At 43.4% G+C, this 21,463-nt stretch carries 14 protein-coding genes; 9 read left to right on the top strand and 5 right to left on the bottom strand.

The genetic code is table 11. From position 1 onward, the window contains the following. Nucleotides 1–440: 440 nt before the first annotated feature. From qhpG to AAG747_RS26380, 4 genes are read right to left on the bottom strand one after another with little or no spacing between them, the layout of a single operon-like run. Complete coding sequence (qhpG, locus tag AAG747_RS26395; RefSeq protein WP_346824259.1) at nucleotides 441–1,823, bottom strand: flavin-dependent monooxygenase QhpG; 1,383 nt, start codon at nucleotides 1,821–1,823, stop codon at nucleotides 441–443. 21 nt (nucleotides 1,824–1,844) lie between these two features. After that, the gene (locus AAG747_RS26390) at nucleotides 1,845–3,227 is read right to left on the bottom strand and encodes a radical SAM/SPASM domain-containing protein (RefSeq protein WP_346824258.1); all 1,383 of its coding nucleotides are present in this window, start codon (nucleotides 3,225–3,227) and stop codon (nucleotides 1,845–1,847) included. Continuing rightward, a complete protein-coding gene (locus tag AAG747_RS26385; RefSeq protein WP_346824257.1) occupies nucleotides 3,224–5,497 on the bottom strand; it encodes a hypothetical protein in 2,274 nt (757 codons plus the stop codon). Before AAG747_RS26385 ends, AAG747_RS26390 begins: the two co-directional genes overlap by 4 nt. Nucleotides 5,498–5,519: 22 nt before the next feature. Further along, a complete protein-coding gene (locus tag AAG747_RS26380) occupies nucleotides 5,520–6,956 on the bottom strand; it encodes a ferritin-like domain-containing protein (protein WP_346824256.1) in 1,437 nt (478 codons plus the stop codon). Between the two features lie 485 nt (nucleotides 6,957–7,441). Between AAG747_RS26380 and AAG747_RS26375 the strand changes: the two genes are divergently transcribed. The 4 genes from AAG747_RS26375 to AAG747_RS26360 all read left to right on the top strand — a co-directional run bounded on the left by AAG747_RS26375 (nucleotide 7,442) and on the right by AAG747_RS26360 (nucleotide 11,639). Beyond that, nucleotides 7,442–9,691 carry a discoidin domain-containing protein gene (locus AAG747_RS26375; protein ID WP_346824255.1) on the top strand — a complete coding sequence of 750 codons (2,250 nt, stop codon included), beginning with the start codon at nucleotides 7,442–7,444 and terminating at the stop codon, nucleotides 9,689–9,691. A 367-nt stretch (nucleotides 9,692–10,058) separates the two neighbouring features. Further along, nucleotides 10,059–10,532: a hypothetical protein gene (locus AAG747_RS26370; RefSeq protein ID WP_346824254.1), complete on the top strand. Its 474-nt coding sequence runs from the start codon at nucleotides 10,059–10,061 to the stop codon at nucleotides 10,530–10,532. A gap of 171 nt (nucleotides 10,533–10,703) precedes the next feature. Then, complete coding sequence (locus AAG747_RS26365) at nucleotides 10,704–11,204, top strand: VOC family protein (RefSeq protein ID WP_346824253.1); 501 nt, start codon at nucleotides 10,704–10,706, stop codon at nucleotides 11,202–11,204. A gap of 90 nt (nucleotides 11,205–11,294) precedes the next feature. Further along, nucleotides 11,295–11,639 (top strand): DUF1801 domain-containing protein, encoded by a 345-nt coding sequence (locus AAG747_RS26360; protein ID WP_346824252.1) that lies wholly within the window; start codon nucleotides 11,295–11,297, stop codon nucleotides 11,637–11,639. Between the two features lie 189 nt (nucleotides 11,640–11,828). Here the strand turns inward: AAG747_RS26360 and AAG747_RS26355 are convergent, their stop codons facing one another. Beyond that, nucleotides 11,829–13,874, bottom strand: a complete 2,046-nt coding sequence (locus AAG747_RS26355; protein WP_346824251.1) for a tetratricopeptide repeat protein — start codon at nucleotides 13,872–13,874, stop codon at nucleotides 11,829–11,831. 447 nt (nucleotides 13,875–14,321) lie between these two features. Between AAG747_RS26355 and AAG747_RS26350 the strand changes: the two genes are divergently transcribed. From AAG747_RS26350 to AAG747_RS26330, 5 genes are all read left to right on the top strand, one after another. Further along, on the top strand, nucleotides 14,322–15,365 hold the full coding sequence (locus tag AAG747_RS26350; protein WP_346824250.1) for an ankyrin repeat domain-containing protein: 1,044 nt from the start codon (nucleotides 14,322–14,324) through the stop codon (nucleotides 15,363–15,365). Nucleotides 15,366–16,006: 641 nt separating this feature from the next. Continuing rightward, nucleotides 16,007–16,618 (top strand): RNA polymerase sigma-70 factor, encoded by a 612-nt coding sequence (locus AAG747_RS26345; protein WP_346824249.1) that lies wholly within the window; start codon nucleotides 16,007–16,009, stop codon nucleotides 16,616–16,618. Nucleotides 16,619–16,858: 240 nt separating this feature from the next. Further along, the gene (locus tag AAG747_RS26340; RefSeq protein WP_346824248.1) at nucleotides 16,859–17,896 is read left to right on the top strand and encodes a FecR family protein; all 1,038 of its coding nucleotides are present in this window, start codon (nucleotides 16,859–16,861) and stop codon (nucleotides 17,894–17,896) included. 142 nt (nucleotides 17,897–18,038) lie between these two features. Beyond that, nucleotides 18,039–18,866, top strand: a complete 828-nt coding sequence (locus tag AAG747_RS26335; RefSeq protein WP_346824247.1) for a glycoside hydrolase family 16 protein — start codon at nucleotides 18,039–18,041, stop codon at nucleotides 18,864–18,866. A 448-nt stretch (nucleotides 18,867–19,314) separates the two neighbouring features. Beyond that, nucleotides 19,315–21,366: a SusC/RagA family TonB-linked outer membrane protein gene (locus tag AAG747_RS26330; RefSeq protein WP_346824246.1), complete on the top strand. Its 2,052-nt coding sequence runs from the start codon at nucleotides 19,315–19,317 to the stop codon at nucleotides 21,364–21,366. Nucleotides 21,367–21,463: the final 97 nt, after the last annotated feature.

The following is a 21,463-nucleotide window of genomic DNA, read 5'->3' as shown; positions in this document are numbered from 1 at the left end:
TTGATATTGAAGAGGTTTACACGTATAGTTTTTGACCGAAGATGGAATCAAAATCGGCTCATCAAGGCACTTTTTGAAAAGAATAGCAAAGCTATTGTTGAAAAAAGTAACACAGAGGAGGCGTTTTTGAAACATTTTTTAGGAAAAAGAAAAAGGTTAATTCACTTCATTATTTACCAAATGTCGGCCGGCTATCCGGAAGCTTATTTTTTCACTTCTTTACTCCCAAAAAAGTATAAAAATTCATGCGATACTTAAATTTATACAAGGTTTACCTTTTATCAAAGGTTTCTAAAGTATTGCTGCTTTTTTAGGAGAATACGTTTATTCCTATGGTAAAATGAGGGGACTGTCACAGCGTAACACCGGCCTGTGTTAAAGAGGAAAAACTTGGATGTTATTAAAGAATACCTCTCTTGATGGAAAGCTAAAGGTGCTTTTTAATTGCTTATCACTCTATGGTATAGCAACCATCGCAGTACTTCCAGGGGGGGCGAATGAGGCATTGTATGTTCAATGATTTGAAGGCATTCTATCAAGGGTTTACCGTGCATGTTTTTGATCAGTGAAGCAATAGAGGTGTTTTGAAGGAACACAAAGGGTTCGTCATTCTCTTCTAAGCGGACACCTTTGCAATATTCTATGCGATATTCCCCCACCACCGGAACATCGATAATTACGGCATTTGGATTCATAAACAGGCGGTCTTCTTTCTTTAGGGAAACATTCGTCTCGGGGGGCTCTTTCGCACCAGGGATGAAAGCATCCTTCCTCACGTCCCAGAACGCTCCTCCATCGAACCTTTTCTGCCTGTTGTAAAACTGTTTGGTCCATTGAGTGTTTTTTAAAACTTCATTTCTGATCAAAGTATGATAATATTCAAGTGCTGCATGGGAGTGCCCGTCTTTTAGTAGCGAGTTAACCACAATGGCTCCTTGATAGGCGGATTTGATAGCTTTCTGTACACCTTGTGATGACAAAGGGTCCATCGTGAATGCCGCATCTCCCACCTTAATATATCTGTTAGAAACAGGTCTTTCTTCTTTATAAGCCGTAGCATCGCAAACGATTATATCACCGGCACCTCCAATATTTCCCAATGAGGCGAATAAGGAAGAGTGGTTCATTGTGCGGAAGTAAAAATCCTGAACGGATGCAAATTTCCTTATAGTTTCCGGGTCGGAAAAAATACAGGCCATATAGCCCTTGCCCACCGGAGCACCCCAGTACCATTCGTTTTTACCTGCCTCCACAAATGAGACAGGGTTGGTGGGGATTGATTTCCAATACGTGTAAGTCGCTAAGGTTTTGGGTAAATAAGCCTTCTTGCTTCCTGTTAAAACGGATTTTCTGCCTGTCGCTTCTACTATAAATTTAGCGAAGAGATGCTTTTGGGTAGAAAATTGTGTCACTGAAATTTTCCAGTCTCCGTCATCGCACTGATCCAGCCGGTTTACTGTACAGGGTTGTAAAAGCCGGACACCATCAGCCAAGGCCGAGTGAAGCAGTATTTGATCGAACTTGCCCCTGTCTACATGGTATCCTGCCAAATCGGGCTTAAACTCCTTTTTGACTACCTCATTACTTTCCCAAAGTATGAACGATTCTAAGGCCCGGGTAAAGCCTGCCTTGTTCACCTCTTCTTTTAAACCCAATAAACCCAACCAATGATGTATGCCGGGAGTTAGTGATAAGCCGATATGCTTTCGTGGAAATTTTTCTTTTTCAATCAGTACCACAGAATAACCGAACCGGGCTAACTTTTTAGCAATTACGGAACCCGAAGGCCCTGCTCCCACTACACAAATATCATAATTGTCCATAGTACTGCAATGCCTGTTATGTCATTTGTTCCAGTCGGGGGTCAATCGATTGATTCTTTCATACGATTGGATTGCAAAATGCAGCCATCCCCGGATGTAGTCACAGGCGGTTCTTCCTTTGTCTATCACTTCATGGTGGCAACTTCCTCCGCATAAATAGCGTGCCCAACAATTGTTACATGGGCTTTGTCGGTGCACGTGCCGTTCTGCCAACCAACCATTTTGAAGAGCCGGATCAATCCCCCCATCAAGAGTGCCCATGTTGCCTTTGGGTTCATTGACAAATCGATGGCAGGCCGCCAATTCCCCATCGGCAGATACCCCCATATATCCGGCTCCGGCTCCACAGGGGTAGGGGCGGTGTGTTCCTTTCCCTATTTCCTTTAAAGCGTTCACCATGTTTAAGAAGGGGTACCTTTTGTTCTGAAGCGCGGCATGTTCGAATTTCAAACCACATTCGATCATTCCGGCCAATAAATGCTCCAAGTCTTTTTTAGACATTTCCTTTTCCCCGTTGCTGGATTTTAATAACGGAGAGAAACCTACACTGTGAAAGCCCATATCAATGAATTCATCCAGTGCTTTGGCTAAATTCATATTGTCAGGGGTTACGGTTACTCTGGCAGAAACCTGCATGTTTTTCTGGAGAGTTAACAAAGGCTTTATTTTCTCCATGATCCGGTCAAAACTCCCGGTGCCGTTTTTGAAAGGGCGTAACTTGTCATGCGCTTCTTTCAGGCCATCGAGGCTAATGGTGACCGCAAAGCCGTATTCTTCGAAAAAGCGGGCATCCTCTTCGCGCACCAATGAGCCATTAGAGGTGATGGAAAAACCGATGTTTATCTGTTTGCGCGCTGCGAGATTGGCAGCATACTCGGTGGCGGTTCTCAAGTCTTGCCGGTTCATCAAAGGCTCTCCACCCAAAAAAGTCAATTGTACCCTGTCTCCTTTTTGGCGTCCGTTGATCAATAAATCGATTGATTTTTTGGCCGTTTCAAGAGACATTTTTTTGGCCGGTCCACCGAAGTCGCCTTGATCGGCATAGCAATAAGAGCACCCCATATTGCATTTTTGGGCAATTGCCAGGGATAAAGCATGCAGAGGCGGATCCTGTAAAGGTTCATCACTGATCAGGGCAGGTGCATCCAATCCCAATGCTACCAGTTCATACCGGATTGCTTTTTCGTCTTTGGCATCCATTAAGGAAGCCAAATAGGCTTCCGTTTCTGGTGTGATCTGATAAAGCCTGCTACCATTGGGGATAAATAGCTGTGTTTTTTTTGCGCCTTTGATCAAGTGTACATGCGCAGAAGCCGGTTTTGAATTTTCGGCAATATGAGAAGCCAGCCCTTGGGCTATTTTCGTATAAGGACTGGCTTCTTCTTTTAGGGTTCGATTAATCATAGATCTAGATCTCCATTTGAATCTAAGGCATCTTTACCTTTTACGATAAAGTTGAGTTCACCTTCCCAATCTTTAAAAAGATCATCGTAGGTAACCAACCGGCTGTCGGTGCGGTTGTCAGGAATATAGTTGCCACTTCTTTCCTTAGCCATCCAGTTGTCTCCTTTACTAAGCCCATTTTCACCGGGCTCTACGTTTACATAATCAGGACGGCTGGCTGCCCAATAGTAACAGGCACATTCGCGGTAGTCATTTTGCCATGGGGCACATAAGCCTTGGGTTAATTCACCGGGCAGAACGATACTGTCTGTAAACTCCGCACTGTCTTTCTCAAAAAAAGTATTTACTTTTAATCTTCTCTTGATGAGTTTTTCATTCGTATCGTTTAGTTCCTCTTTGGTCACCACCACTTCTGTTTTCTCTTCCCATCTGGTAAAATAACAGTCCACTTCTTCGCCTTGCTTTTGCAATACTTTGGCCAGGTTGTTTGACCATTCCATAAAGGAGACTCCATTAGGATTGTCGGTGGTGATTAAGGTAGTATTGTTACCGCCATTCGGGAAGGTTGGCCCGGAAGTGAGTACCATAGTGGGCTCTCCGTCAATACCTACTAAGCGGTGATATTGCAGGTCGCTGAGTTCACCTTCCCCCTCTAACACATAGTTGTTGTTCTCTATTAAGGTAAGCCCTACAAATGCCCTGCGCCACAGGTTCCGGAAATCGAACTCCAAGCCCGGAAAGCAATTGGAGATAGCGGTTCTGGGTAAAATGGAGAAGGGGTTTCCTTTGCCCCGGTAATGCAGCTGACCACTCAGGTCATTGACTGCCATGGGGCTGCCCTCGTCTATGTCCAGTTTTTTACTGGCATTGCTAAACATGGCCGAAGCGGCACATCTGATGATAGTATTGATTTGCCGGTGAGTAAAGCATAAAGCCCTTCCATCGGCCCCCCTCATTAAAGCAGGCATTTTTCTGCGCTCTTCGTTAGAGAGGTTGCCTATTTTATTCGGTCTGCGCAAGGCATTTTCAAACCAGGGGGTAGCTCCGGTGCTTATGCCATTATACACGCGCTCGTGAATCGCTCTTACGGCCAAATTATCCACCAACGAAGTAGCCATGATGGGTTCATATAGCCTTCCGAAGTCGTTAGTATCCTGCCTCACCATAGTACTGGCTACATTGGACTGGCCATCGTAAAGATTTCCGTTCATGATGGCCGTATTCATTAAACGTACGGTTTCCAGTGCACGTCTGATAATTTCTTCGGCATCTTCAATAGGCACTTCCTGATCTACTTCCGGCCCCAAAAGGATTTGCTCCAATTCATCGGTTACCACTCTTACAGGCAAGGTATCCGGTGCAAAGGCCGGTGGCCCGGCACTGATATGGGCTCTGGCTTTCAGTACTTCTCCATCGTAATTTTTTAAATGTACCGAAGCAAATCCATCACATTCATCGTCCAGGTATCCCCAGCTTACCTGCTCCTGGGTTTCGTCTATGTAATAGCCTGCAAATATTTGAGCCGGGTTAGTATACATTGGATTGGGGATTCCCTTTTCCTTATAGTTTAACCAGTCACCGGATTCATTATAAAGAAGGAAATCTTCTCCGTAATATTGATACACAGGATCTGGTGTAGGTTCTGCCCCGGCAGATTCAATTCTATCTTTTCTGGTTCCGTACACCTTCCCCGGTCCGGGAGTGTAGCGAAGCCTGATCTCCGGAAACTCTTCCGTTGGCTGAATAAATTGTATATGCCCTAAAGGAAGGGTTTTCCCTTCTCGAAAATTATTACAAAAGCCTAGCAGTGGCTTGCGTTCATGAGTGGTAATGTCAGTCAGTTCAGCACTGATTTTGTCGTCTTCATTTTGGGTCCTTCTGTATATTTTAATATTACCTACATGCACATTCCATGAAATGTCATTGACGGATAAGCCGGCCTGTTCCAGCAAGCCTAAGGTTAAAGGGACCAGCATACCCGGATTTTCATCTGTAATGGCAAAAACTTCTAAGAATGGCGCCACCGGGCGGATTTTTCCGTTTTTGTCATTGATGTTCTCGGCATCTTTGAAGATGATGTTTTCTTCCTGATAGCTAGTTATGACACCTGTATTCGGGTCAACTTGCAGCGACTCTTTGGGGACGATTTGCCGGAAATCGAGCGGCTTATCTTCCATTACCTTCAGGTTAAATGCGGCCATTGGTATTTCTGAAGAGCCTAGTCTTCCAATAGCCATTGGAGGCAAAATTCTTATATCTATGATTTTCATATGCTCAGTTTTAAAAAGTTCGTTAAGCAGGTACAGCAGTTATTTTTTCAGCAATGTTGTTCAATTGCTTATCCGCCTCCCTTAAGGAGTACAAATATTTGTGGTTGGATTCATCACCAGACTGAAGCAACACTTCAATGAGTGCACCTGAGGCTTCCAGTAAATCCTGATGGACTCTCCATCGGCTTGCCTCACTGGAGGGTAAATCTATCGTGTAGGGAATCAGGAAGGGAGGGCCTGCCATGATATCGGAACCTGTGCTTATCGGAAGTTTTACCAGCACATTGGCTATACTCCTTAAGTTGTACATTTCTCCGAAGGTAGAGTGGATAATAGTCCCTCTTGGAGAATAAGCACCTGAATAATTGAATCCGTCATCTAACAGAAAGCTATGTTTTAATAAAGTAAGTAACATCCTGTAGCGCACATTGAAGAGATTGGCCCAGGTTTGTGCCAGAGGGTTTTCGATAATGTCTCTTCGCTGATCACTTGTTTCTCCTTCCGAGGGGTCAATGGAAGGGTCGGCAACTCCCTCGGCAATGGTGGGATTGAAGGCAACATTTCTGGAAGGGGAAAAGTCGACCGGCATTGTTCTCAATTCTTTGTAAATACCCAAAAACCTTTCAAAATGGGATAACTCATTCTCTTCACCGGATGTGGCTTCACCCTGTTCGGCAATGGCTTCGAGGGCAGCAACCGTATCCGAACGGGAGCTTAAAGGAGCTACCAATACATCCGGTGCACCTTTGGGGTTACCCAGAGTACTGTTTCCACGCGCCCCGCCTTTATAGCCTCTTCCCCATTCGTCAAATTTCGCCTGAAGGGGGTAGGTTTCCGGCAGAAAGACATTATCGGGGATGAGTTTAGGGTCCTTGATAATACTAAGAACCTCTGCGAATATGACACCCACAGGATCACCATGTTCCGTATCTTGCAGTACGTTTCTGATTTCCTGCTTTATTTCCAATGTCTCTTGATCATCGTCCGGGCTAGGTTCAATCCAGCCTTCCGGTGACTCGGCATAAACGTATTTGGCCAGGGAGTTAAGTGTAAATGGTTCCAGACAAAATTCGAAGGGATAGAGCTTGGAGTCCCATGGAAAATCCTGCCGGCCGAAGTTCAAAGGGGCACCAATTACCTTTAGCACGTTTTGAACCGAAACAAAGTGGCCCATTTCCTCTTTGGCAATGCCCAAAATAATTTCCTGCCAACGCTTTACTTTTTCACGGTCCTTTTCTTCAATTTGGTCTCCACCCATACTGTAGGCTGCATAGAGGTATTGTACCATTAATCCGTGTTCCAACTCGGCATCTACGTGAATTAAAAAACTGAGATAGTCTTTCGGGTTGAATTCCGGAGGGATTGTAGGTTGCTCAATAGCGGTAAGCAATTTCATCCGCTGAGCTCTTTTCTTCTGGTCGATAATATGACCGAGGTGTCTTAAGTAATTAGATTGCATGGCTTTATCGTTTAATTGATGTTAATTTGTTTATTGCCAAAACTCCTATCCCATCATGAAGGCTTTCCGGTGGGTTATTCAACACTTTCTCTTTTTGATGCTTGTTTAGCTCCACTAAAAAATACCCTTACCTCAAAGTACGTAATTTTTAAAAACTATCAAAGATTCTTAAATATTTTTGATACTGCCATATGGGTATATATTTTAAAGTTATTCTTGCTTATTCAAACGTTTCTTAGCCTCCCGGTGAAAGATGTAGTTGCCGGGCCTGGAGCAAACCCGGGAGTATTTATTATTTCCTCACTACTCATAAAGTGCTTTCTTTCTCATACTTTTCAGGCAAACGTTTGCAGGAATTTGCTAAGAAGACCTTATGCAAAGTGTTGATTTGAAAGGTATTATGTGTTCGTTTTCTCATGAAAGTCACAAAAGCGCGCTTCCGAGAAATTTCACTAGCTTTGGTATTCAATCCAAACATGATAAATATGAATCGATCACTAACTACTTGTCTTGCATTCATTATGCTACTCTGGGGGATGGCCTGCCAGCCTCCGGTAAAAGAACAAAAAACGGAAACAAGCAACTTAATTAAAATTGAAGAAGGGGATAGCCCTGAGGCTATTCTCCAAAAGGCGGCCCGGGTAGTACCCACCGAAAGGCAATATGCCTGGCAAAAACACGAATTCATTGCCTTTTTACACTTTGGGGTCAATACCTTTACCGGGGTGGAATGGGGCAGCGGCAAAGAAGGCCCTTCTCTTTTTAACCCCTCCGAACTGGACACCCGTCAGTGGGTGAGTGTGATGAAGGACGCCGGGATGAAAATGGCCATGATTACGGCCAAGCATCACGATGGCTTCTGTCTTTGGCCCAGCCGCTATACAGAGCATTCGGTAAAAAACAGCCCCTGGAAAGACGGTCAAGGGGATGTAATGAAGGAGCTTTCCGAAGCTTGTCAGGATGAAGGTATCAAGTTAGGCGTGTACCTTTCTCCGGCCGACTTGCACGAAATTGAACGGGAAGGAGGGCTTTATGGCAATGGTTCCGAACGAAAGCTGACCAAAATCCCTTCCGATCCGGACCACCAAAAATCCGTGGAGCGGGTTTTCGAATACGAACTGACTGACTACGATACCTATTTTATGAACCAGCTTTATGAAACGCTAACCGAATACGGGGAAATTTCGGAGTTGTGGTTTGACGGGGCCAATCCCAAACCCGGTACCGGACAGACTTATAACTACGAGGCCTGGTACGATATGATCCGCAAACTGCAACCCAATGCCGTCATTGCGATCAAAGGACCGGATGTACGCTGGTGTGGTAACGAAGCCGGGCACACAAGGAAAGACGAATGGAGTGTGATTCCTTTCCCGAACAAGCCGGAAGAAGGCAATTGGCCGGACATGACCCAGGAAGACCTGGGCAGTGACGCCAAAGTGAAGGAGGGTAAATACCTGTACTGGTATCCGGCCGAAACCAATACCTCCATTCGCCACGGTTGGTTTTACCGGGATGAGGAGCAGTATGTAAAAACCGTGAATGAATTGTTGGATACCTGGTACCGCTCGGTAGGGGGAAATACGGTCTTTCTGCTAAACCTTACGCCTGACCGAAGGGGCCTGATCCCGGACAAAGATGCGGAACGCTTGAGAGAGGTAGGGCGGATTGTGAAGGAAACATTTGCGCATAACCTGGCTGCTGATGCCAAAGCGAAAAGTGAAACTACGATGGAAGGACATCCGGCTGAAAATGCATTGGATGGTAATTTGGAAACCAGCTGGCAGCCGGCACAAGCCCAAGCTACTATTGAACTGGACTTGAACGGAGAGAAGACCTTTAACCGGCTCGTATTGCAAGAAGACATCAAAAACCACGGGCAACGCATCGGAGAGTTTGAAGTAGAAGCACAACTGGACGGGCAATGGCAGAAAATTGCCGGGTATACCGTGGTGGGTTACAAACGGATTTTACGCTTCCCAATGGTGACAACCGGCAAAGTACGGGTGAAGATCCTTGCCAGCCGGGCGACCCCTACCTTGGCCAATATCGGTTTGTACAAAGGGCCTGAAATTCTTAGCGACCCGCAGATTACCCGTTCGAAAGAAGGGCAGGTGCACATCGCTTGCCAAACACCGGACCCGATTATTTATTATACCCTGGACGGTTCCGAGCCTACTACTGCCTCTACCCGTTATACCCAACCTTTTGTCTTAAAGGAAGGAGGAGTTGTAAAAGCCCGGGCATTCATTGGAGAAGGGGCTGCCCAAGCCAGTGAGCTGATCGAAAAATCGTTTGATATCAGCAAAGGTAACTGGAAGTTGGTCGCTACGGATGAAGCCGTGAAAAATTACGGAGGGGACAAAGCCATTGATGGCAATCCTTCCACCTATTGGCATACGCCCTGGGACGGTAACACCGAAGGGCACCCGCATGAAATTACCGTGGACTTAGGGCAAAAAACTGATTTAAAGGGTTTTACCTATCAGCCACGTACCGATCGAAACATCAGTGGAACGGTACAAGAATTTGAATTTTACGTAAGTGAAGATGGAAAAAACTGGGGCAAAGCTATTGCAAAAGGAAGTTTTGACAATATCAAAAACAACCCCATGTTGCAAGAAATCCGTTTTGAAAAACCTGTGAAAGGACAATTTATCCGTTTCCGTACGCTTAAGGAAGTGGATGGAAAAGCCTGGGCCTGTGTGGCCGAGCTTGGGGTAATTACCAGGTAGTAATTCACGAGTTAAAAATGTATTGAAAAGCCTTCCTCCGGGAGGGCTTTTTTTGATATAGAAGTGATTTAAACGTATAGTTTTTGACCGAAGATGGAATCAAAATCGGCTCATCAAGGTACTTTTTGAAGAGAATAGCCAACGCTATTGTTGAAAAAAGTAAGACAGAGGAGGCCTTTTTGAAACATTTTTTCGGAAAAAGAAAGAGTTTAATTCACTTCATAAATTAAATAAGGAGCAACGCTGAAAATTCCCAAACGCACTATTTTTGTCTATAAAAATGATTGTTAAACGAGCGCGGAGTGCTCTAATACCTATCTTTGGCCTTTCTTGTGAATTCTAGTTTCCGAAGTTAAATATTTGTGATATGTATGCAACATTGTTAGCAACTCATTCGATTGTTCGTTGGTTGGTTTTGGCCAGTTTATGTTTTGCTCTTTACCGGGCTTACAAGGGATGGGTTTCTCAAAGTACCTTTTCTGAATTTGACAATACCGTTAGGCATACGACTGTTACTATTGCCCATATACAGTTACTTATCGGCCTGTGGTTGTATTTTATCAGTCCCTTAATCACCTACTTTTTTCAGAACTTTGGCGAAGCGGTCCATCAAAGGGAAATCCGCTTTTTCGGAATGGAACACAGCTCCATGATGTTTATCGCCATTCTGATCATTACGATAGGTTCGGCCAAAGCCAAACGGAAAGCCGCAGACAAAGAAAAGTTTAAAACCATGGCACTTTGGTTTACAGCCGGTTTACTGTTTATATTATTGAATATTCCATGGGCTTTTTCTCCCTTGACGAGTAGACCTAATTTCAGGGCATTCAACCTGTTTTGATTTTTTTTACAGGGGACGTTGCCGTGAAATATTCCTTGGGAATGAAACCGGGTTTTTATAATGTCGTATTTTGCCCTTCAAAATGTCGTTTTTGCACCTTCTAAGGTAAGAAGTAAGGGAGTAAATTTGTGGTATCAATTTTACAATCAAACTCTTAAAAACCTTGGAAGAATGGAACACGCAATTTCACAGAAAATCAGCCCTTTTTTATGGTTCGATGGCAATGCCGAAGAGGCCGTAAATTATTATACTTCTATTTTTAAAAACTCAAAAATCGGAAGCATCAGTCGCTATGGAAAAGAGGCGGCAGAAGTATCCGGAATACCGGAAGGAGCAGTGATGTCGATCACTTTTTACCTCAACGGACAAGAATTTATGGCTTTGAACGGAGGACCTCAATTTACCTTTTCGGAAGCAATTTCCTTTTTTATCAAATGTGAAACACAGGAGGAAACCGATGAAATGTGGGAACAGCTTTCCGAAGGAGGAGAAAAGCAACGTTGTGGCTGGTTGAAAGACAAATACGGAGTATCCTGGCAAGTGGTGCCCAACGGTTTGAATGAGTTGATTCATGGTGAAGATGCTGAAAAGTCGCGAAAGGCCATGCAGGCGATGCTTCAAATGGACAAACTTGATATCCATAAATTGAAAGAGGCTTATGCACAAGGGTAAGAGCATTTACACCATCCGGTTAATGTGGGGGAGTAAGAGAAAAGAATGCCCAAAACAATATTTTTTGCTTAAACTTTAAATCAACCGAAGATGAATGCTGAAGTCACTGAATACATTCAAAAACACGAGGGCTGGCAAGTGAGTATTTGTGAATCATTGCGTAACATGATCCGGAAAACCATCCCCTCCATTGAAGAACGGATACAATACGGAAAACCCCATTTCCTTAAGAATGGCTCTTATGCCTGTGTAATCCATGTAGCCAAAAAGAAGGTTTCTTTTATGGTTTTTAATGCCGGTGGGCTTGATGAAATCGAAGGGCTTTTCAAATCCATGTCAAGTCCAGATCGAAAAACCGCTACCATTACCGAAGGCCAGGAGGTGGATTACCCATTGCTTTCCAACCTGCTTCAACAAGCTTCTGCCTCTTTGTAACCGAAAGGGGGGAATTGTCTAAAAAGTCAAAAGAGCATAAAATTCCAGACAGGCTATGAAATACAAGCTTTTGATTTGCAATTCATTGCTCCTGTACAAACCCCAGTGTTTATATATTATCTTTTTAGACAGCCTCTACTATGTGAATGCCCCGGAGATTTACAGGTGGGTTTTGAAAAGTGCATACAACTATTTTTGAAAACCTATCTGATCCAAAAGCTTTTGAAAGCGAGGATGAAGTCTATTACTTTTTTTGAAGAGATTTTGTTCAGCGTTCATATAAATCAGCACTCCGTATTTTTCTTTCACCAATTGATCGTAAATATCAAAGGCTTCATGTTCGCGTCCCAAGCCCATTTTGATAAACGCACAAGCATAAAGTTGATCACTATTCATAGGAGGGGTTTCCAGTTCTGATAATAGTTGCAGGGCCATAGTAGTATCGCCTTTTTGTAGGTAAACCAGTCCCATTAATCCCAACATTACCGGACGCCTCCCGGAGAGCTTTACTGCTTTTTGCATGGCAGGCAAAGCTTTTTCCGGTTGATGGTCTTTATAATACGTCATACCCAAAGCAAAGTAGGCTTCAGCATAACCGGGATCCAGTGTTAGTGTTTTCTCAAGTTGGGTAATGGCTTTGTCTAATTCATTTCTAAAATGATACACCCGGCCATACCCGGTATTTACACTGAGGGAGAGAGGGTCCAGCTCATAAGCCTTTTGAATCTCGACAAGTGCTTCATCCAGCCGTGTATGAATACTCAAGAACAAGGCATACCATTCATGTGCGGTGGCATAGCTGGGGTTTAAGGAGATCGCCTTGCGGAATTCCCGGTCGGCACTAATCCAATCCCAATCAATTCGGAATTGAATATAGGCCAAAGCAGCATGGGCTTCGGCCAGTGTACTGTCGAGCTGTAAGGCTGTGTTTACCGCATTCCAAGCTTTTTTCTCAGCTTCTTCCCGGGAAATTTCACCATAACCGGCCACACCGGCCAATGTATAACAATAGGCAAGATGGGCATAAGGAAGCGCAAATTGAGGATCTTGATTGATTGCCAATTCAAAATGCCGGATAGCTGAATGAATGCTTTCGGATGTTCTGGTATTCATGTAATACTTTCCCACCAGGTAGTCCTGATAGGCATTGATATTATCGGTATGAATTTTTGACAGGAGTTCTTTTTCTGTTGCTATTAGTCTGACTTTTAATTCTTTGGCTACATTTTGGGCGATTTCACTCTGAATGTGGAAGATATCCTTTAATTCACGATCATAATCCATTGACCACAGGTGCTCCTGAGTCGAAACATCTATCAATTGTACCGTAATCCGGGCCTTGTTTTCAAATTTTCTCACGCTACCTTCCAATATGGTACCTACCATCAATTCTTTTCCGATTTGTGCAATATCTTTTTGCCCTCCTTTGTACTTCATAACGGAAGAACGGGCAATCACTCTTAACTCCCCGATTTTTGACAGACTGGAAATCAGCTCTTCAGTCATGCCATCGGCAAAGTATTCATTTTGCGAATCATAACTAATATTGGTCAAGGGTAATACGGCCAGTCGGGTTTTGGAATAAGTGGTTTTATTTTCTAATTGATGGCTTCTGAAGAGAAGAAAGGCCAAAAACAAAGCAAGCAGGGCTAAACCGATATTGAGAAAAAGGTGCCTGACGGACGTTTTTTGAGGTAGATGCGGGTTTTGCTTTTGCCAAGGAAGTTGAATACAATAAATATGAATGGGCAAGGAAATGTTTTTCAGTTTTCCTCTACCCAGCTTGATCACCGGGAATGGCACTTTGTTACGGATTTGCCGGGCTACGTCTTCGGAAATACAAATTCCCCCGGGAGCGGCCAAGGGTTCCATCCGGGCGGCAATATTAACCCCATCTCCGTGTACATGTTGTTGACTGATCACCACATCCCCGATATGCAAGCCGATGCGCAATAAGATTCTCCGTTCTTTATCAACCTTGTTATTCCGCTGATACAAGGCTGACTGAATTTCTATGGCACATTGTACGGCTTCTACCGCACTGTTGAATTCCACAAAAAAAGAATCCCCCGCAGTTTCGATTTCTCTTCCTTCGTGCTTTTCAAAAAAAGGCCGTAACAACAGGCGGTGTTCATCCAGCAATTCCAAGGCAAGCGCTTCGTCTTTTTGAGACAGTGCGCTGTATCCTACCATATCAGTAAACATGATGGCTGCTAATCGTCTATTTCCTTGCATTGCATTTGCGAAAGCAATTTAATGGTACATCTACTTCATTTAGAAAAGTTAATATTATGAGGAGAAGTTTCATAGTAGAGCCTGTTTAAAATTTGTTGCGGGGGCCGCCCCTTTGATGATGAAAATTTTCAGTTTAGGGTTCTCAAAAAAGATGCGTTGAGGTTCCTGAAATGGGGATTTTTAGCCCAAAAGGTGAAATGTAAACATGCTCTTAGATGAGTGGGTGCCATAATTCCTTTTTTCAAAAAAGAAAAAGTTCGAAGTCTTGCTATGGCATGATAATATCAGTTCTCTTTATCCGGAAAAGTAGCGGTAATGTATTGCCCGAACGTATTTGAAACCGTAGCGATGGCTGTATAAGATTCCGGAATGTAACGGGACTTTTGAATTACAGTGGAATAGAAGTAGCTTTGTTTAACACCGAACCTATTATTAAAGACCAAATTTATGTATCATTTGAGCGCCTTAGTTTGTAGTATTTTATTGAGCCTTTTGCTGACGGTTCCTTGTGCAGCAACTGCCGATACCGTAACAGATGTTGATGACAAGGCGCTCAAACGGCAACTGGAAGAGTATATTCGCAAAGAACAAACCCAAAAGGTGAAACAGCTAATTGAAACACATCAGTTTGATGTGAACTACCGCAACCAACCCTGGGAGCCTACTTTGTTGTTCTACGCTTCCAGTAGGGGCAACCGGGAGCTGGTGGATTTTTTATTGGAAAAAGGAGCGGAAGTCAATGTGATTTCACGCTATGGTATGCCTATACAATGGGCCGCAGATAATTGCCAACTCGAATTGATCCGGTTGTTCTTAGAAGTAGGGTATGATCCTAAGCGGGAGTCGGCAGCATATTGGCAGGCAAAATACACACAAGGAGATACCCTGACAGAAAAGTGGATCTTTGACCGCCTCCGGATGATTGAACGGGAAAATATCCCCTTCGATTTGAGAAATAAAGCAATTAATGAGTTGTTTGACCCTTCCGGAAATTTGTTGCTCTCAACTGCTGCTACTTGCAATGGGGGAGACCGTACTTTGGTAAAAGAGATTTTGGCGAAGGGATATCCTGTTGATTTGATTGATAAGCGGGGCGCCACGGCTTTGCATTATTCCATCCAGGCTCATAACAAAGCCATGGTAAAACTACTCATTGCCAAAGGGGCGGATGTGAATTTGCCCATTTCAAACCCGGAATGGGCCCGGATGCTCCGGCAAAGTGACTTTGATAACAACCTTACCCCTTTATTGATAGTGGCCAAAGAATTGAGTGAGTTAAAACAAAATGAAGCCGGAGAAGCTTCTCTGTATCAAAAGGAACTCTCGGCTAAAGAGATTACCCAGGCCCGTAAAGAACTTTATGCCATTGCCAAGTTATTGTTGAAAAACGGAGCGGATGCTGAGGCCCGTACCCACCAACGAAAGCTCAGTGCCTTGGATGTAGCCAAGCAACTGGGCGATACTACTTTTGAAAAAATTTTGAAGCGCTAACCGGATAAACGCACTTCATAATTTTTGTTTTTCCAACGGCTGGTGTCCATGGGGAGTAGAAGGACTATGCCTTATCCCCTCATTTGAATTACGATAGGCAGATTGATTGATTGTTTTTTGGGGAAATATCCCGAGTTCCGGTATTAAGATATGGAAAATCCGGTAGCGAAATAAATAGGCTTTTACCCTGCTTGTGCAAAGGGGAAGGTACCTGTTGAATAGAAAAATTACAAGGTATGCAGGCTTCATAACTTTGTCAACCCGTAACTTTTGATTAAGTTTGAAAAAGCAACTATCACTTTCACTGTGGTCCGGTGAAAGGTTACAAGCAAGAACGTAACTATGAAAATAATGAAACTTACAAGCTTAACTAGTAACACTGTTTACACAATAGAGAGAAAAGCACCCTTAAGAATCCCTTCTTTAACCCATCTGTTTTTCCCGCTTGAATATGGACTTTTCCAAACCGGAATTACCAGAGTAAACCTGCTTTTTAGGTAATTGCTCATTTGCTTTTTGGGGAAAACGTTTACTCCACGGATACAAAAACTTCTTAATTTGTTCATTAGCCCCTTTGAAGAGCAATCAACTGTGTTCGATAAATTTGCCCTATAAGAATGAAAAAGCCCAAGCCAGAGTTTATGGAAGCACTAATTTTGCAAGAGCAACAGCAAACAGAAAACTATTTATCTGAAACATCTCCTGGGCGAGAAGGCACCGCGTTGGTGCCCCACTTGCAAAAGGGGGAGGACTGGGCTTTTGAGTACTTGTATAAAAATTATTATGTAAGGTTGTGCTTGTATGCAGAGAGCTTTGTGCGGGAGAGACATACGGCTGAAGAGGTCGTGTCAGAAGTCTTTTTAAAGCTGTGGAACAAAAGGCAAGAACTTCAGATTAACACCTCTATCAAATCCTATCTTTATAAAGCGATTCACAATCTCTGCCTGAATCATATCAATGCCCGGAAAGTACGGGACACGCATTACCAACACCTCAAAGTCCTGAAAAACCAACAACAGGAAGAACTAGTCACCTTGCCCAAAGAGGCCTTTAAATCAGAGCAGGAAGAACTGGAAGAGAAAGTTCGACAAGCTTTGGAGGCTTTGCCGGAGCGTTGCCGGGAAGTGTTGGTACTCAGTAAATTTCATAAAATGAAGTACCGGGAGATTGCCGAGCATTTGGGGATATCAGTGAAAACCGTAGAAACCCAAATTTCCAGAGGTTTGCTCAAACTGCGCGAGTTGTTGAAATAAGCGCTTTACTATTTTCCAATTGCATTTGATTGCTCTTAAAACCACAAATAGGTCGTTAAAGAAACATATAGGGTAATTTGTGGTGTATAATGGAGTAGCCTTAATAATCCCCCCCTTCAATCCTTCAATCCCTCAGTCCTTCTTTCCTCCTACCTTCTTCCGAAAGTTTCTTGAAAAAAAATTAAAAACCTGTAAGGGTAAATCCGTTGAGGCTTGTCATAGGAGCAAAGCAAACGGAAAATGGACGAACGAAAGATCAAAGAGGAATTAACTGTCAAGTTTATCACCGGAGAAATATCGGAAGAAGAACGGGAAGTGCTGCTTCAGTGGATAGACGCTTCGGAGGCAAACTTTGAGTATTTTCGTGAGCTTAAAGAAAGTTGGGATTTACTGGGTCTTTGCCAAGAAGAAACCACCTCTTATAATGCCGAAGGTAGTTGGAAGCAATTTCGTCAATCGGTTTCTTCCGGATCACCTCTAGTGAAAAAAACACATTTTAAAGTCCATCGAAAAGCAGAACAGAAGCATTTCTCCTGGATAAAAATAGCCTCTATGATCGGTTTATTATTCGTATCTGGATGGGGATTGTATTACTTTAACACCCTTGAAATACAGGAAGAAGCAGGAGTCCAGTGGGTCACCAAATACAATCCGGCAGGTTCCAAGTCGAATTTTTACCTGGCCGATGGCACCGAAGTCAAACTCAATGCGGAAAGCAGCTTGCGTTATCCGGAAAAATTTACCGGAAAAAACCGGAGCGTATACCTGGAAGGAGAAGCCTTTTTTGATGTGAAGCGGGATACTTTGATGCCTTTTATCATTCGGGCGGGTAATACCCGTACTCAGGTGTTGGGTACCTCTTTTAGTATATCGGCCTATCCGGAAGAAAACGTTACGAGTGTTGCCTTGGCTACGGGAAAAGTTCAGGTAAATATAGAGGGAGAATCTCCTCTGGAAATACACTTGATTCCTGGAGAAAAGGCTGTGTATCAACGGATTTCAAACGAGTTAGGGAAACGGCCGTTTGACCCTGATAAAGAGTTTGGCTGGCGTATTGGTAATCTGGTGTTTGAGGAAGACGGAATGACCGAGATTGTCAAAAAACTCAGCCGTTGGTACGGGGTCACCATCCATTTGGAAAATCCTCAGAACCGGGAAGTCCTGATCAATACCTCTTACAGTCAACAGGCATTGGAGGCGGTGTTGAAAAGCCTGAGTTATTCATTGAATTTTAATTACCAAATCAAAGGAAAAGAGGTGTGGATCACCATGTTTTGAGGAGCGTAATTGGTGAGGATAGACAATTTGAAACAAAATAAATATTCTTCCTCTACCTAATGTCATAAGCCTTGTGCTTATAGGGAGCTGACATTCATATATAAAAGTATTTAGTAGGCAATAACTCAAATTTGAAATAGAAATGAAAAAGTATCCGTATCTGATCATCGCACTTGTAATCTTTATTACAGGGTGTAAGGAATCACCTTCCGAATTGCTTGACTCTTATATCTATGTGCAAAAAGAAGGAAGAGTAAAAGAGGATTGGCAGGTCGTATGGCAGGATGATTTTAATAATTCGGAATTGGATACAAGCAAGTGGACCAAAATTCCTCCGAATCAAGCGGATTGGGGAAAACATATGACCAACGATCCTCAATGTTATGGCCTATCAGACGGGAAGTTATATTTAAAAGGCATTGTCAACCCGGATACGGTAAATGATCCCAGGCCCTTTTTAACCGGCGGGGTGTATACCAAAGGAAAGTTTGCTTTTCAATATGGGAAGATAGAAATACACGCTAAACTGGAATGCGCACAAGGTGCCTGGCCGGCAATGTGGATGTTGGCTGAGCAAAAGAAATATGGAAAATATCCGAGAAATGGGGAAATTGACATTATGGAGCATCTCAATTTTGACGAGATCATTTACCAAACTACCCATTCGTATTACACCTTGGGATTGAAAGAAAAAGAAAACCCTCCGCATCATGGAACGGCCAAAGTGGATATCAATCAATTTAATACGTACGGTTTGGAATGGTATCCTGACAAATTGGTTTTTACCCTGAACGGGAAAGAAACCTTCCGCTACCCAAGGGTAGAAGGGGTAGACCCTTCACAATGGCCCTACGATCAACCTTTTTATGTGTTAATCGACCAACAACTGGGTGGCTCATGGGTAGGAAAAGTCAAACCGGAAGACTTGCCGGTGCAAATGATTGTAGATTGGGTCAAAGTATATCAATAGACCGTATTCCGTCAAGAGTAAGTAAAGGCATTTTACCTTGAGTATGAATAGAGAGATAGAAAAGCGAACTGTTGCCGACTGAACCTAATAATAGATAATAACCTAACACATTCGAATCACTACTTGTTGCATGAGGACAGTTGGCCTACTGGGAAATTTTGAATACTCATTCAACGTGTTGGGTGAGCATATAAAATCTGTTCTTATGAAAAACCGAATACCTAAGCCTGATCACTACCAACAACCTAACAATGTATAATCGTATTTTTTGCAACCAAATATGCTGACTTAAAGACATGAATACTAGCTAGAAAAGAAGAAACCAGTACTGCAATGCACTGGTCCCTTGCTGCTAATAACATTACTCACAACCGGTGTAGCTTGGCACGCCTGGCCGGGAGGAGTATGCTTATAATTAAATAATTAATTAACCTAACGCTACAAAGTTATGGAAAAAAAACTTTTACGACTCATTAAAATGCTGTCGAAGTATGCTTTAATTGGATTTCTCGTCCAGAGCTGCGTTTTTACCTTGTTATTTGCCCGGGAAGGCAATGCCCAAAAAACGCGTACAAGCATCAAGGAGGTGTATATTTCTTTTCATGTGAAAGATGCCTCTTTGATGGAAGTGTTTACTGCCATCGAAAACAAAACGGATTATCAGTTTACCGTAGATAAAAAAGCTATTGACAAACAGTTGCGCTTGAATATTAACCTGAAAAATATCAGTGTAGCGGAGCTGTTGACCGAAATTGCCCGGAAAGGCGAATTGCGTTTTTTGCAAGTCAATGAGAATATCAGTGTTAAAAAATCAGCTGCCAAAAAGTCAAGCCATGCGCTACCGGTACAAGTGCTTCAGGAGGTGACCGTTTCAGGTAAGGTAACCGATGAAAAAGGGTTATCCCTTCCGGGGGTGAGTATTCTGATCAAAGGATCTTCCAGAGGAACGACCTCCGATTATGAAGGAAATTTCCGCTTTAATGTACCGGAGGGCAGTGTGTTGGTATTCAGTTCTATCGGCTATGTTACGCAAGAAGTGGAATTGGGGAATAGCCATGTGGTGAATATTGTGATGCAAGAAGATGCCACTACTCTGGATGAGGTGGTAGTAGTAGGGTATGGAGAACAGAAGAAAATCAACCTTTCCGGTGCCGTAGATGCTGTAGGAGCGGAAGTGCTTGAAGACCGGCCGATTGCCAATATTTCCAGTGGCTTGCAAGGTTCGGTAGCTAACTTAAATATTATCCAAGGCAGCGGACAGATTAATTCTGCTCCTCGTATCAACATTCGGGGGGTTACCTCTATCAATTCCGGTAACGGGGACGGAAAAGGCTCTCCGTTGATTTTGGTGGACAATGTCCCGGTGACGGAATCGGAGTTGGTTTTATTGAATCCCAATGATATTGCCAGTATCTCGGTGTTAAAAGATGCCTCTTCTGCGGCAATTTATGGCGCCCGGGCGGCTTTTGGCGTGGTGTTGATCACCACCAAAAACGGAACGTCCAAAGATTTGAAAGTGACTTATAATGCCAATTACGGAACGAAAAAGCTGACCCGCAGACCGGAGGTGGTTACAAACCCGTATCAGGTGATGAAGTACAAAGACGTAATGGCTGAACCCTGGTACGACTTGTACCAAGATGTAGACTTTGCTTACGGGCAAAAGCGGGTGGATGATCCTTCTGCTCCCGCAGTCATCGTAGATCCGAACAACCCCGAAGCCTGGAAATATTATGGTGCTACCGATTGGTTTGACGAGATCTATACCGGCTCTTCTACCATTATGAATCACAATATAAGTGTATCTAAGAGTGTAGAAGAGGTGACGTTTTATCTCTCCGGGGATTATACCCGTCAGGAAGGAATGCTGCGCTATGGCAATGATATTTACGATCGATACAATTTTCGGGGGAAGGTAGATGTAAACTTAACCGATTGGTTGGTACTGAAAAACAATACTTCTTTTACCTATAGTGAATACGATGAGCCGGAATACGGAGGTTGGTTGTTTTTTCATAATGTGAACCGTTCGAATTCGCTGAATGTCATTACCAACCCGGATGGCAGCTATACCAAGACCGGTGCCAGTATGATCGGGAGTTTGAAAGAAGGGGGACGTTCCAACACCTGGACCAATGATTTTCAATCGACCTTTTCTTTCGATATGTCTCTGATCAAAGATGTTTGGAGTTTAAAAGGGGATGCGACTTTCCGTAGGTCCAACGATAAAGGGGAACGTTATCAATTTCCGCTTCCCTATCGCCTCGGACCGGGTATGCCTCTGAAGCGAGACGGAAATTCCAGCGCGAGCAGTTCGAATACGTATACCCGCTACAATGTATATAATATTTATACGAACCTTCGGAAAACTTTTGGAAAACATGCCTTCAACGTATTGGCCGGGTTTAACCAGGAATACAAAACCATTGAGTCGTTTTCAGCCAGTACGGACAAGCTGATCAGTACCAACTTACCTAGTGTTATGTTAATCATTAAATGACGGATAAAGTCTTTTTAGTTTCACTCTTGATTCCTTGGTGGTAAACTGCCAGTTTATCCGACTTTCTTTGTTGTTGCGGTCATTTTGCCAAGCATTC

The sequence above is a fragment of the Rapidithrix thailandica genome, assembly GCF_039710355.1.
Lineage (GTDB): Bacteria > Bacteroidota > Bacteroidia > Cytophagales > Flammeovirgaceae > Rapidithrix > Rapidithrix thailandica.
This window is presented reverse-complemented; position numbering and strand designations above follow the sequence as displayed.

What these genes read in the sequence shown, in the direction of transcription:
- qhpG (WP_346824259.1), bottom strand. Translation starts at nt 1,823, where the DNA reads ATGGACAATTATGATATTTGTGTAGTGGGAGCAGGGCCTTCGGGTTCC.
- AAG747_RS26365 (WP_346824253.1), top strand. Translation starts at nt 10,704, where the DNA reads ATGGAACACGCAATTTCACAGAAAATCAGCCCTTTTTTATGGTTCGAT.
- AAG747_RS26370 (WP_346824254.1), top strand. Translation starts at nt 10,059, where the DNA reads ATGTATGCAACATTGTTAGCAACTCATTCGATTGTTCGTTGGTTGGTT.
- AAG747_RS26385 (WP_346824257.1), bottom strand. Translation starts at nt 5,497, where the DNA reads ATGAAAATCATAGATATAAGAATTTTGCCTCCAATGGCTATTGGAAGA.
- AAG747_RS26375 (WP_346824255.1), top strand. Translation starts at nt 7,442, where the DNA reads ATGAATCGATCACTAACTACTTGTCTTGCATTCATTATGCTACTCTGG.
- AAG747_RS26390 (WP_346824258.1), bottom strand. Translation starts at nt 3,227, where the DNA reads ATGATTAATCGAACCCTAAAAGAAGAAGCCAGTCCTTATACGAAAATA.
- AAG747_RS26335 (WP_346824247.1), top strand. Translation starts at nt 18,039, where the DNA reads ATGAAAAAGTATCCGTATCTGATCATCGCACTTGTAATCTTTATTACA.
- AAG747_RS26380 (WP_346824256.1), bottom strand. Translation starts at nt 6,956, where the DNA reads ATGCAATCTAATTACTTAAGACACCTCGGTCATATTATCGACCAGAAG.
- AAG747_RS26345 (WP_346824249.1), top strand. Translation starts at nt 16,007, where the DNA reads ATGGAAGCACTAATTTTGCAAGAGCAACAGCAAACAGAAAACTATTTA.
- AAG747_RS26340 (WP_346824248.1), top strand. Translation starts at nt 16,859, where the DNA reads ATGGACGAACGAAAGATCAAAGAGGAATTAACTGTCAAGTTTATCACC.
- AAG747_RS26355 (WP_346824251.1), bottom strand. Translation starts at nt 13,874, where the DNA reads ATGCAAGGAAATAGACGATTAGCAGCCATCATGTTTACTGATATGGTA.
- AAG747_RS26360 (WP_346824252.1), top strand. Translation starts at nt 11,295, where the DNA reads ATGAATGCTGAAGTCACTGAATACATTCAAAAACACGAGGGCTGGCAA.
- AAG747_RS26350 (WP_346824250.1), top strand. Translation starts at nt 14,322, where the DNA reads ATGTATCATTTGAGCGCCTTAGTTTGTAGTATTTTATTGAGCCTTTTG.
- AAG747_RS26330 (WP_346824246.1), top strand. Translation starts at nt 19,315, where the DNA reads ATGGAAAAAAAACTTTTACGACTCATTAAAATGCTGTCGAAGTATGCT.